This window comes from Candidatus Phytoplasma oryzae, from assembly GCF_003263355.1.
GTDB classification, from domain to species: domain Bacteria; phylum Bacillota_I; class Bacilli_A; order Acholeplasmatales; family Acholeplasmataceae; genus Phytoplasma; species Phytoplasma oryzae_B.
In genome coordinates, this window is sequence record NZ_JHUK01000002.1 from 70,674 (window position 1) to 84,725 (window position 14,052).

At 18.4% G+C, this 14,052-nt stretch carries 9 protein-coding genes; 7 read left to right on the forward strand and 2 right to left on the reverse strand.

Annotated elements, in window-relative coordinates:
* The first annotated feature begins 36 nt into the window (after positions 1–36).
* The 5 genes from tsaE (at position 37) to DH96_RS00950 (ending at position 5,112) form a co-directional block, all read left to right on the forward strand.
* Positions 37–516 (forward strand): tRNA (adenosine(37)-N6)-threonylcarbamoyltransferase complex ATPase subunit type 1 TsaE, encoded by a 480-nt coding sequence (gene tsaE, locus DH96_RS00930; protein ID WP_066540079.1) that lies wholly within the window; start codon positions 37–39, stop codon positions 514–516.
* 36 nt (positions 517–552) lie between these two features.
* Complete coding sequence (tsaB, locus tag DH96_RS00935) at positions 553–1,140, forward strand: tRNA (adenosine(37)-N6)-threonylcarbamoyltransferase complex dimerization subunit type 1 TsaB (RefSeq protein ID WP_066540081.1); 588 nt, start codon at positions 553–555, stop codon at positions 1,138–1,140.
* 30 nt (positions 1,141–1,170) lie between these two features.
* Positions 1,171–2,163: a tRNA (adenosine(37)-N6)-threonylcarbamoyltransferase complex transferase subunit TsaD gene (gene tsaD / locus DH96_RS00940; RefSeq protein WP_066540084.1), complete on the forward strand. Its 993-nt coding sequence runs from the start codon at positions 1,171–1,173 to the stop codon at positions 2,161–2,163.
* Positions 2,164–2,338: 175 nt separating this feature from the next.
* Entirely contained in the window at positions 2,339–3,967 is a 1,629-nt protein-coding gene (gene glnS / locus DH96_RS00945; RefSeq protein ID WP_066540087.1) for a glutamine--tRNA ligase, read from the forward strand.
* Positions 3,968–4,008: 41 nt separating this feature from the next.
* Positions 4,009–5,112: a DUF2130 domain-containing protein gene (locus DH96_RS00950; protein WP_066540089.1), complete on the forward strand. Its 1,104-nt coding sequence runs from the start codon at positions 4,009–4,011 to the stop codon at positions 5,110–5,112.
* Positions 5,113–6,902: 1,790 nt separating this feature from the next.
* Here the strand turns inward: DH96_RS00950 and DH96_RS00955 are convergent.
* Positions 6,903–8,519, reverse strand: a complete 1,617-nt coding sequence (locus tag DH96_RS00955) for an ABC transporter ATP-binding protein/permease (protein WP_066540092.1) — start codon at positions 8,517–8,519, stop codon at positions 6,903–6,905.
* A gap of 324 nt (positions 8,520–8,843) precedes the next feature.
* On the reverse strand, positions 8,844–9,032 hold the full coding sequence (gene rpmB, locus DH96_RS00960) for a 50S ribosomal protein L28 (RefSeq protein ID WP_066540097.1): 189 nt from the start codon (positions 9,030–9,032) through the stop codon (positions 8,844–8,846).
* A 408-nt stretch (positions 9,033–9,440) separates the two neighbouring features.
* On the opposite strand from rpmB, the gene uvrC reads away from it, so the two are divergent.
* Both uvrC and uvrA read left to right on the forward strand, forming a co-directional pair.
* Positions 9,441–11,192 (forward strand): excinuclease ABC subunit UvrC, encoded by a 1,752-nt coding sequence (gene uvrC / locus DH96_RS00965; protein ID WP_066540100.1) that lies wholly within the window; start codon positions 9,441–9,443, stop codon positions 11,190–11,192.
* A gap of 50 nt (positions 11,193–11,242) precedes the next feature.
* The gene (gene uvrA / locus DH96_RS00970) at positions 11,243–14,047 is read left to right on the forward strand and encodes an excinuclease ABC subunit UvrA (RefSeq protein WP_066540103.1); all 2,805 of its coding nucleotides are present in this window, start codon (positions 11,243–11,245) and stop codon (positions 14,045–14,047) included.
* Positions 14,048–14,052 lie beyond the last annotated feature (5 nt).

Genomic DNA, 14,052 nt, shown 5'->3' on the forward strand with positions numbered 1-14,052 from the left:
TAAACTAAAATAAGAATATTAATAAAATATTACATTATGAAATTATATAAAAAACAAATAATATTATCTATAATTTCTGTCTCTGCATTTGATACAAAAAAAATAGGTTATAAATTTGCTCATTTTTTTTTAAATCACAAAGAATTCAAACAAAAAAAAAATATCATTTTATTAGAAGGTTGTATAGGTTCAGGTAAAACTACTTTTATAAAAGGAATAGCTAAAAAATTAGGCATTACAAAAAATGTTAATAGTCCTACTTTCTTTTTATTAAAACATTATCCAGGAAAAAATATTCAATTATATCATTTAGATTTATATAAAATATTACAATTTAAAAGAAATGTTATTTTGACTATCATTGAAGAATTAACAGAAGATATTGAATTAGGTGATATGTTAGTAGTAGAATCTACTCAAAATATTTTGTCTTTTTTTCCAAACTGGAATTTTAAAATAAAGATTTATTTACTAGATATTAAGAATAGAAAAATTTTAATAGAAAAAAATGAATAAAAAACTGTTATCAAAATAACAACTTAAAAAAGATATATGAAAATTAAATCAATAAAAGATAAAGAAAAAAAATACCTTATTTTAGATATTTCGATTAAAACAAAATTAATTATTTTAGCTACAAAAAATAAAATTATTGATATGATAAAATTTTCTATATCTAAAGAATTTGTAGAAAATATAATACCTTTCATTCAAAAAATAATACATAAAAATAATATAAAACTAAAAGACTTAAATGGTATTATCGTAGGACAAGGACCAGGTGCTTTTATAGGTATTCGTATAGCTGTTTTAACTTCTAAAATTTTATCAATAGGTTTAAATATTCCTTTATACAAAATTAGTAGTTTAATTCTTTTATCTAGTGGTCATATTAATAAAAATAATATTATAACACCTAAAATATATGCTTATAATAATCTTTATTATGGGATTAGCTTTCAAAAAAATAAAATAATTTTATCCGAAAATATTTATAATAACTCTGTTTTAAACCGATTTAGTAATCATTTATTATTAGATCTAAATAATATAAAAATATCTTTATTACAAACTTTTTTTTATATGAAAAAAGTACTTAATCCTCATTTTTTAAAACCGAAATATTATGATATAAATTAAAAATAAATTATTAAAGGATTCTTTTTCATTATGAATATTTTATCTATTGAAACAAGTTGTGATGAAACTAGTGTCGCTGTAACAAAAAATGGGAAAACAATTTTATCAAATATAGTTTTTTCTCAAATTCATTATCATAAAAATTTTGGTGGAGTTGTACCAGAAATAGCCGCTAGAAAACATTCAGAATCAATCACTATTATCTTAAAAAAAGCATTAAAACAAGCTAATATAAAAGAAAAAGAAATTGATCTAGTTGCAGTTACAGAAGGACCTGGTTTAATTAGTTCTTTGCTTGTAGGAATAAACGCAGCTAATACATTTGCTTATATTCACAATAAACCTTTAATAGGTATTAATCATTTAATAGGACATATTTATTCTGCTCAAATAGAAGAAAATGAATTAAAATTTCCAAATTTAGCACTTCTTATTTCCGGAGGTCACACAGAACTATTTTATATCCAAGATCATTTTAAAATTCAACATATTGGTTATACTTTAGATGATGCAGTAGGAGAAGTTTATGATAAAATTGCTAGAAGTTTAAAATTAGAATATCCAGGAGGTCCTATAATAGAAAAATTAGCTAAAAAAGGAAAAGATGTTTATAATTTTGTTCGACCTTATTTAAAAAATAAAAATTTAAATTTTAGTTTTTCTGGTTTAAAAAGTAAAATTATTAATTTTATTTCTCAAAAACAAAATTATAAAGAATTTATAAATGATATATGTTGTTCCTTTCAAGCTAGTATTGTTGATGTTTTATTAGAAAAAACCAAAAGAGCTTTTAAAAAGTTTCCTGTAAAACAATTAATAATTGTAGGTGGAGTTGCATCAAATAAATTTTTAAAGAAAAAATTTCTAAAAAATCTAGATTTTTTAGAAATAATAGTACCTAAAAAGGAATATTGTACTGATCAAGCAGCTATGATTGGTATTGCTGCTTATTATAAAAATAAATTTTTTCAAAAAGCACAAAAAAAATATAATTTAAAAGGAAACGCAAATTTATATTTTTAAAATAAACCAATTATCTTTAATTTCATTTTAAATAAATTAAAAAAATAATAGTTATTTTAATGAAAAAAATAAATAATTATTATTTTTTTAATTTGAAAATTTAATCTATTTTCAAAAAAAATAATTCAAACAATTATTAATTGTAATTATATATAAAAATGGATAAAATAAAAAAATGAAAAATATAAAAAAAATTTCTAACTTTATCAAAACTATAATACAAAAAGATTTAGACAAAAAAAAATATAATAAAATTATTTTAAGATTTCCTCCAGAACCGAATGGTTTTCTACATTTAGGGCATGCTCGTGCTATTGTTATTAATTTTGAATTATCACTTTTTTTTAAAGGAAAAGTATATTTAAGATATGACGATACAAATCCTAAAAATGAAAAACAAATTTATGTAGATGCTATTTTAAAAGATATAATTTGGTTAGGTTATAAACCAACAAAAATAACTTTTGCTTCAGATTATTTTCCACAAATGTATAAAAAAGCTTTAATTCTGATTAAAAAGAATAAAGCTTATGTGGATGATTTAACTACAGAAGAAATTAAAATTTATAGAGGTAATATCGTTCAAAAAGGAAAAAATTCTCCTTACAGAAATCGTACGATGGAAGAAAATTTAGCTTTATTTCAAAAAATGAAAAAAGGTTTCTTTACAAAAGGGTCGAAAGTCTTAAGAGCTAAAATTGATATGTCTAATCCTAATATTAATTTAAGAGATCCTATTTTATATCGTATTTTAGACGATTTTACACTAAAAAACAAACATTGGTTTATTTTTCCTTCTTATGATTATGCTCACCCTTTGGAAGATGCAATAGAAAAAATAAGTCATTCTTTATGTTCTTTAGAATTTGAAGATCATAAACCTTTATATAATTGGATTCTACGAGAAACAGAAATTAAAAATCCTCCAACTCAAATTGAATTTGGTCGTTTAAATATAAGTCAAACTTGTTTAAGTAAAAGAAATTTAAATTTATTAGTTCAATCTTCTTTAGTAAAAGGATGGGATGATCCTAGAATGCCTACTTTAACAGGATTAAAAAAAAGAGGTTATACGCCAGATTCTATTAAAAATTTTATTCTGGAAGCTGGTGTAGCTAAAAATAATACTAGCGTAAAAATAGAAATGATGGAATATTTTTTAAGAAATGATCTAAAAAATAAATCTAAAAAAGCTATGGCTGTTTTAAATCCTTTAAAAGTTACAATTTCAAACTATCCTGAAAATAAAATAGAATTTTTAAAAGTTCCTTTTTATCATAATCCTATTTCAGGAGAAAGAAAAATATTTTTCTCCAGACATATTTTTATCGAAAAAGAAGATTTTTTTATTAATAAACCAGATGAGAAATATAAAAGATTATTTTTAAATGGAGAAGTCAGACTATTAAACGCTTATTTTATTAAAGCTTATAAAATAATAAAAGATGATAATGATAATATAATAGAAATTTTAGCTAAATATGATGAAAGAACTAAAAGTGGTACAGGTTTTAACGAAAGAAAACCTAACGGTACTATTCATTTTGTAGAAAAAAATACTGCCAAAAAAGCTATTTTTAACTTTTTTCAACCTTTATTTATGCAAGAAAATAATTTTGATATTCATAATTTTAATCATAACTCATTAATTAAAAAAAAATCTTTTGTAGAAAGTGCTTTAGAAAAAATAAATAATTTAGAAAAAATTCATTTTATGAGGCATGGTTATTTTAATCTAGAAAAAAAAGAAAAAGAAATTTTTCATTTTAACGAAATTGTTCCTTTAAAAAAAACCTATAAATAAATAAATCATTTTAAAAAAAGAATAATTTATGGTAAAAATTAATGAAAAATAATATAAAAGTAATTATAAAAAATTCATATGAATTAGAATTACAAGAAAATGCAAAAAAAGGAGATATTATTAATTTAAAAGAAAGCATTAAACTAAACATGGATATAGTGCAAAAAAATATTCATGATCAAGAAAGAAAAAAAATAGAAGATTTTTTTAAAAAAGAAAAAGAAGAAGCTTTAAAAAATTTTCAAAATCAAAAAAAATTAGAAATACAAAAAATAATATATGAACATGAAAAAAATAAAATGAAATTAGAAAATGAAAAAAATCAAGAAATTTATCAATTAAAACTAAATAGAAGTTATTTAAATAATAAATTAATCGGAGAAAAACTAGAAAAATGGTGTGATAATGAAATTCAAAATCAAATGTTAATTTTAAATGATATAAGTTGGCATAAAGATAACGAAATTATTAAAGGTAGTAAAGCAGATTTTATATTTAAATTATATAGAAATAAAGAAAAAAAAGAAGATGAAATTTTAACATCTGCTATTTTAGAAATGAAAAGTGAAATAAAAAATATAGATTTTTTTAAAAAAAAACAAAAAAATGAACAATATTTTAATAAATTAAATATAGATCGTCAAAATAAAAATTTAGAATTCGCCCTTTTAATAAGTGAACTAGAATATGATCAAGAAAATGATTTACCAATTAAAAAAGTTCAAGAATATGAAAAAATGTATATTATTAGACCTCCTTATTTAGTTACTTTTTTAAATATTATTATCGCTTTAGCCCGAAAAAATAAAGAATTAATTTATCAAATAAAAAGAAAAAAACAAGGTTTTAAACAAGAAAAAGAAATAAGAGAATTATTTGAAAATATGAAAAATAAAATTTTAAATAATTATTTAAAAAAAATAGAAAAAAATTTAAACGAAATTATAAAAGAAAATAAAAACATAAAAAAAACAGCAGAAAATATTTTATCATCATATCAAAAAATAGAACATAAAACTCAAATAATTTTAGCACATCATTTTAAATTTTTAATTAAAAAAATAGAAAATTTCCAAATAGAAAAAATTATTAAAAAAATAAATCAAAATAAAGAAATAATTAAAAAATATCAAAAAAAAGTATAATATTTTTAAAAAATTAAAAAATTTATCAAAAAAATAAAATAAATAATTAATAAAAAGCAAAAATGAATATTTATAAAAAAAACGATTATCAACATAAAAAAAATTTTAAAAAAAATATTATTTATTTTTTAGTTATTTTTATAAATACAAATGATAAGATTATTTTGCTTTAATAATTTTAAGATAATATATTATTTTGAAAAAAAAAGGTTATAAATAATATTATTATGTTCAAATCTAAAAATAGTTTGTTTATTTTTAATAAATTATTATATTTAAAAATAATTTTAGTTTTATTTTTTTATTAATGAATCACTATTTAGATAAAAATAAAATTTTTGGTTTTTATGATGAAAAAAAATAAAGATATTTTAATATCATCAAAATAACAAGAAATTGACAATAACTCAATAGAAGAAGTTAATTTAATAATAAATAACCAAAACAAAACAGAAGAAAATAACAAATTAATAATGAACCAATATAAAGATTTTTTAAATGAATTAGTTTATGGAAACACTATCTAAAATAATATATTTATATTCGCAAAAATAAATAATTTAACCTAAACAATAACAATACAAAATCTTAAATGATTCTAAAAAATTTTTTTAAGCAAATTAAACAAAGATTCATTAAAAATCATAAAAGCCATAAATAATTTAGTAGAAAATAAACATTATTTTAATAATAATCTAATAACAAATATTATAAACATATATACGGAAACATTGCCGCTAAAACATTAGAAAGTTCCTGCTCATCTATATTAAAACATTATCTATTAGATGAAAATATTATCAGACAAATTTATTCTGCTATAATAGAACAATCTCCTGGAATAAAACCTGTTCATCAAATTTTGAGATAATTGAAAATAATATTAGATAATTATTTTATAATGGATAAAATTTTATATAACAATTTTATTTTATTTAAATTAAAAAAATAACACAATGAACAATTTAATAAAAATATAATAAAAAAACTAAAAAATGTATTTAAAAACTTTTTAACTTTAAAAAAACTTCTAAATAATAATAATAAATATTACTTATAAGTATTTTATTTTTTTATTAATTAAACATATTAAACATTTTAAAATATTCATTATAATATATAACAAATAATGAAAAAATAATAGAAAATATAATAAATTATGTTGTTTTATTAAATTGAAAATTTACTATATTAATCATTTTATTTTTTTAAACAAACAATATTTTGTTTAAAAAAAATAATTGAAATATTTATAATACAAAATATAATCATAATGTTATAATTCTATTTTTAAAAGAATTGAAAAAAATTTAAAAAATTTAATTATTACTATTTTATTTACATTCTGACAAAATTATTTTTTTATATCAAATTATTTTAAATTTAAGTCAATTTAAAAATAAATAGTCAATTGTTAATCAAAGCAACAATAAAATTAAAAAAAATAAATTATATGTAAAAAGATTTATAATATTACATTTTATTTTTTTAAAAATATATTATTTTATTTTATAATATTGTTATTTTATATTTTTTTAATTTTAATTAATACTTTCATACTTTTAAATAATCGTATATTTTTATTTATTTTATCTTATTCGTTATTTTATATTTTATAATTAAAATGAATTTTTATTAATATATTAATAAAAAAAGTTTTTAAAACTATTTTTGAAATAGATCCATATAAAAAAATAATAACCATATATAATATATATTATTTATTTATATAGCTATTATATAAAAATTAAACATTTTTTATAAAAAAAATATTTTCAAAATTTAAAAAATTATTCTAATAAATTTAAAATTCTTTTTCGACAAGTAAAAAAAGTTGGAATAAGCATAGCAACAAATGAAATTAAAATAGAAAAAAATGCTAAATAAGAAAAAAAAGTTATATTTCTCATCATACAAGAAACAACAAAATATGGATGAAAAAATAAGGTATAAAACCTTAAAAAACGATAATATTGATCTTTATTTTGTGGATATTTAGATTTTAATAACATCGATATTGAACTAGATGATATTTTTGACATATCTAAAAATGTGAAAATATTTACATCAAAAAAATGATTAAACATAAAAAAAAGGAAAATGGATGTTATAGTTACAAGAATAAAAGCAAAAATAAAAGCTTCTAACAAAAAAATCTTAATAACATTAAAAGTATTACAACCTAAAAGTCGTAAAGTCCCTATTTCTTTTTTTTTCAAACGTATGCAAGCGTTGAAATAAAGAAAAATCATAAACACAGGAAAAATAAACAAAATAAATAATATTACACAACCTACTTTTTTTTCATCTGCTATCCAACTTTTAAAATATAAATAAAAAGAATACAAAATATTTTTGTTATTATAAAAAGCATATTTAGATACGCCAAATCCTAAAGTAATAATATTTAGTGATAACGCTAGACAAGAAGTAACTAAAACAAAAAATAAAAATTTTTTTTTAAGCCATAAAGATTTAAAAGCTATTTTCCAACGAAAAAGAAAACTTAAATAACTTTTTGAAATTCTAAAATCATCATCTACAAAAGAAATATTTTCTAATTTTGAAAGTTTAGTAGCAACAAAATTTTTGTTTTGTATTTCTTTTTGTTGAATATAATCTTGATTAAATTGATTAGATTTTATTTTTTCTAATATCTCAGGAGTAATAACAGTACCAACTGCAATTTCATTTTCTTTTGATTCTAACTGAACATCTTTTTTATCTTTGATACGAGAAATATCAACTTCCATCACACCATATTTCATTTTAATAATACGATCTGCATATTTATAAGCATTTTGTTCATCATGCGATATAACAATAACTAATTTTTCTTTAGATAATTCTTTAAATTTATTAAAAATTTTCAAACTTGTCAAATTATCTAAATTAGAAGTAGGTTCATCTGCAAAAATAATTTTACAATTTTTTACTAAACCACGAATAATAGAAATTCTTTGTTTTTGACCACCTGAAAGTTCACTTATCCTTCTATTTTTAAAAGAATAATCTAAACCAAACTCAGATAATAATTTATCCACTAATTGTTCATTTGGTTTTTGACCTTGTAAAACAAAAGATAAATTAATGTTTTCTATAACATTTAAATCATTAATTAAATAACATTCTTGAAAAATAAATCCAATCATTCCGTTTCTATAATGATCTAAAGATTTTAAATTTAATTTAGTAATAGAATTATTAGCAACAAAAACTTCACCTGAATATTTATCTTCAATACCAGCTAAAATATTAAATAAAGTAGTTTTTCCAGATCCCGATTCTCCTAAAATAAAAATTAATCCTTTTTTAGGTAAATTAAGAGAAAAATCTTTCAAAGCATGTACATTATTTTTAGATATTTTAGTAACATAATTCTTGTTAATTTTTTTTAATCGAAACATATTCAACAATCTTTCTTTATAGTATAATAATCTTTGATATATTAATTTTTACATTCTTAAAATAATAAAAAATAATAAAATATTATTTACTATGAATTTTCAGATATTTTAAAAATTTCATTATGTAAAAAATAATTTCTATTATATTATATAATAAAATTAATTACAATTTTTTCATATATTAGTTTTTTTATTATATTAAAACAAAAATAATTCAAAATAATTAAAAAAATTATATAATTAGTTTACAAATAGATAAATATTTTTCACTATTTAATTTTTTTAATTTTTTTTAAATAATTTTTTTAATAAAATCAACAAATTTTAAACCCTTCTAAATTCATTTTTCTTCAATGCACGAGCAGAAACATAAATTTTACAAATCTTTCCTCTTTTATCTAAAATACGAATCTTATGTAAATTGGATTTCCATTTTCTTCTTGTAGCATTCATCGCATGACTTCGTTTATTCCCAAATAAAGTACTTTTTCCAGTTATATAACATTTGCTCATTTTCTATATCAAAAACCTTTCTTTGATAAATTTTTAATCATTTTAAATAACAATAATAAATGAACATAAAACAATCATTTTTATTATACATTATATAATTAATATATTCTTTTAAAAAAATTTTAAACTTATTATTTAACATTATTTTTTTATCAAAAATTTTTTATTAAAAATAAAAATATATATTTAATAAAAAAATAAAAATTATTAGTTAATATAAAATAAACAAAATATATGTTTAATAAAAATTTTAAATTTAAAAAAATTAATTTCAAAATAAAAATAACTAATAAAAAAATTATTAACCAAAAATTTTAATTATAAAATTCCAAATTATAAATTTAAGTTTATAATTTTTTTTAATAAAAATAATTAAAATTTATTTTTTATAAAAGGTTTATTAAAAAAATGTTATTAAAAAAAATAAAAAATTTACCTAATTCTCCAGGATGTTATTTATTTAAAAACCAAAATAATGTTATTATATATATAGGAAAATCCAAAAATTTAAAAAAAAGAATTGAAAACTATTTTTCTCCAAAAGAAAAAAATAAAAAAACAAATTTGTTAATTTCCGAAATTAATAATTTATCTTATATTTTAACTAATAATGAGTTAGAAGCTCTTATATTAGAATCTAATTTAATTAAAAAATACACACCTAAATATAATTTTAAATTAATAGATGATAAAACTTACCCTTATATTGAAATAACTAATGAAAAACACCCTAGACTAAAAATATCCAGATACAAAAAATTACCTCCAAATAAAAATATTTTCGGACCATTCCCTAATCAAAAAGAAATTTTAAAACAAATAATCAATATTTTGTATCAAATTTATCCTTTAAGAAAATGTCATCCTCTTGAAAAAAAACCTTGTTTTTATTACCATATAAAACAATGTATAGGTCCTTGCTGTCAAAAAAAAGTTAATTATCAAGAAAATATTAACGCTATAGTAAATTTTTTCAAAGGAAAAAATTATCAAATTTTTAAAAAAATAAAAAAAAAAATGTTGCTAGCAAGTGATAACTTAGAATTTGAAAAAGCTGACAAATATAAAAATATTTTGATTAATCTAAAAAAAATATTAGAAAAACAATTTATTGATTTAAAAAAAAATAAAAATTATGATATTATTGCTTTTGATTCTAATCAAAATGAAATATCTATCTATATTTTACAAATGAATAATGGAAATATTTTAGATAAAGATCAAATAGTTTTTACATACGTTAGTTCAGTTACAAGTAACATACTAACCTATTTAAATTTTTATTATCAAAAAAAAATAATACCTAAAGAAATTATTGTAGGACAAGAATTAAAAAAAGAAAAAAATAATATTAGAAAATTATTAAATATTAAAGTGTGTATACCTACCAAAAATGTTAAATTTAAATTATATCAATTAGCATTAAAAAATGCTCAAGAAAATTTATTAAAATACAATTTAATTTATCAATCTAAATATCAAATTATTCAAAATAATTTGATAAAATTATCTGAAATTGTAGAAAAAGAAATTAATTATATTGAAATTTTTGATAACGCTCATTTATTTGGACAATCTTTTGTATCTAGTATGATTGTTTTTAAAAATTTTAAATTTGAAAAAAAAAAATATATAAAATTTTTATTAAACAAAAAAATAAAAAACGATTTCGAAGCTTTCCGAAATATTATCCAAAAACGTTATAAAAAAATTTTAAAAACAACAAAGATATTGCCTGATTTAATTTTAGTAGATGGTGGATTAGCACAATTTAATACTGCTTTAAAAATTCTCAAAAAAATGAATGTAAATATTAAATTAGGAGCACTTAAAAAAAATAAAAAACATCAATTGGAATCATTAATTTTAAATAAAAAAGAAATTTTTTTAGATAAAAAAAGTGAATTATTTAAATTTTTATCAAAATTAAGCAAAGAAGTTCATAATTTTACCATTAAATTTCATCAAAAAACCAAAAAAAAAGAAGATTTTAACACTCTTTTATTAAAAATCAAAGGTTTAGGAAAAATAAGATATAAAAAAATATTAGAAAAATTTAATAATATTACAGAAATTAAACAAGCTTCTTGTGAAGAATTTAAAAAATTAAAAATTCCATGTAATATTTTAGAAAAAATAAAAAAAATATTAAAAAAATAAAAAAATATATTTTTTTATCAAAAAGAAAGATTAAAAAAGGTTAAAAATTTGTGAATATAAATAAATTTATTACTATTAAAGGCGCAAGAGTTAATAATTTAAAAAATATTAACTTAAAAATTCCTAAATTTAAGTTTATCGTAGTAACTGGATTATCAGGTTCTGGTAAATCTTCTTTAGTTTTTGATACTTTATATCAAGAAGGAAAAAGAAGATATATGGAATCATTAAGCACTTATTCTCGTCAATTTTTAGGTAATTTTGAAAAACCAGATGTTGATCAAATAGAAGGATTATGTCCAGCTATCAGTATAGCACAAAAAAATATAGCTAAAAATCCTAGATCTACTGTTGGAACAATCACAGAAATATATGACTACATAAGATTAATTTATACTAATATTTCAATACCTTATAATCCTTCAACAAATAAACCTATCAAAATTAAAAGTATAGAAAAAATAACAGAAGATATTTGTAAATTAAAAATCAATAGTAAAATTTTAATTTTATCACCTATCATTGAACAAAAAAAAGGAACACATAAAGAAACTATTAAAAAATTAATCCAAAAAGGGTTTAATAGATTAATGATTAATCAAAAAATATTTTCTTTAGATAATGATTCTTCAATAAAACTAAACCAAAATAAACATCATGATATTTTTGTAATTATTGATCGTTTCAAACTAAACTTAAATATGAAACAAAGAATTTATCAATCTTTAAAATTATCTCTTTCTTTGATTAAAGAAAAAATTTTTTTATTTATTAATGATGCAGAAATTTTAAAAATTAATCGTTCTTATTCGGATAATGATTTTGATTTTAAAATACCAAAAAAAGATATACGTTTATTTTCTTTTAACACAAACATAGGTGCTTGTTCTTTATGTAAAGGAATAGGTTCGCAAAATAAATTTGATAAAAAATTAATTCTTGATTTAGACAAATCTATCAACGAAGAAAGTATTATTCCATTCAGAAAATATAAAAATAATTTCAATCAATTTATTAATTTAAAAAAAATTTGTCAATTTTATAAAATTGATATGAATATAGCTTTAAAAAAAATAAATCCTGATTTACTAAAAATATTGTTATATGGAGATAATCAAAATGAAAATCAAAATAATTTTAAGGGTATTATTCCTATTTTAGAATATTTTATAAAAAAATTAAATCCTAATAATTTTATGATTTTTTGGCTAAAAAGTTTTATGTTAGAAAAAAAATGTGAAAAATGTTTAGGTTCCAGAATAAATGAAAAAGCTTTATTGTTTAAAATTAATAACAAAAATATTTATGAATTAACTAAACTTTCTATAGAAGAATTATTATTTTTTTTTCATAATTTAAAACTTAACGAAGAAGAAGAAAAAATTATTTCTTTAGCAATTAAAGAAATTTTATATAGATTAAATTTTCTGAAAAACATTGGTTTAGGTTATTTATCTTTAGATAGAAATAGTGATAGTTTATCAGGGGGCGAATCACAAAGAATTAGATTAGCAAAACAAATTGGTTCTAAAATTACAGGTATTTTATATACTTTAGATGAACCTTCTATTGGATTACATCCAAAAGATAATGATAACTTAATTATTTCTTTAAAAAAAATAAAAAAATTAGGTAATACACTTTTAATAGTAGAACATGATCATAAAACAATATTATCAGCTGATTATTTAATTGATATAGGTCCATTAGCAGGTAACAAAGGAGGAGAAATAATAGCTCATGGTACTATTGAAGAAATAATAAAAAATCCATATAGTATAACAGGTAAATATCTATCTGGAGAAAAAAAAATAGATATTCCTACACAACGAAATAGTTTTGATAAAAATAAAGTTATCCAAATAAAAAATGCTTGTTTAAATAATTTAAAAAATATTAATATAGATTTACCGTTAGGCATTTTTATTGTTATAACAGGTGTTTCTGGTTCTGGAAAATCAACTTTAATTAACGAAATTTTATTAAAAAAATTTAAAAAAAAAACAGATTATAATATAAAATCAAATAAAAACATAGTCATTGATCATTCTCATTCAATCAATCAAATTATAGAAATTTCACAGTCTTCTATCGGTAAAACTTCAAGAAGTAATCCAGTAACTTATATAGGTCTTTTTAATCATATTAGGAATTTATTTGCTGGACTTAAAGAATCTAAAATAAGAGGATACACAAATAGTCATTTTTCTTTTAATGTAAAAAGCGGAAGATGTGAATATTGTTTAGGTGAAGGTATTAAAAAAATATCTATGTATTTTTTACCAGATGTTTTTATAAAATGTCAAAAATGCAAAGGAAAAAAATTTAATAATGAAATACTAGAAATTAAATATAAAGAAAAAAACATTGCAGATATTTTAAACATGAATATAGAAACAGCCTGGGATTTTTTCAAAAATCACCTAAAAATAAAAAAATATCTTCAAGTATTAAAGGATGTAGGGTTAGAATATATAAAATTAGGACAATGTTCCAATACACTTTCGGGCGGAGAAGCTCAAAGAATGAAATTAGCAAAAGAATTACATAAAAAAATTACATCTGATACTTTATATATTTTAGATGAACCAACCACCGGACTTCACTCAGAAGATATTAAAAAATTAATAAATATTATGCACAAAATAGTAAAAAAAAAAGCAACTATTATTATAATAGAACATAATTTAGATATTATGAAAAATGCAGATTATATTATAGATTTAGGACCTGAAGGAGGAATTAATGGAGGACAAATTATAGCTAAAGGAACTCCTGAAGAAATTAGTAAAAATATTAAAAGTTATACAGGTCAATATTTAAAAAAAATTTTAGAAAAAAATTTTAAAAATTAAATCAA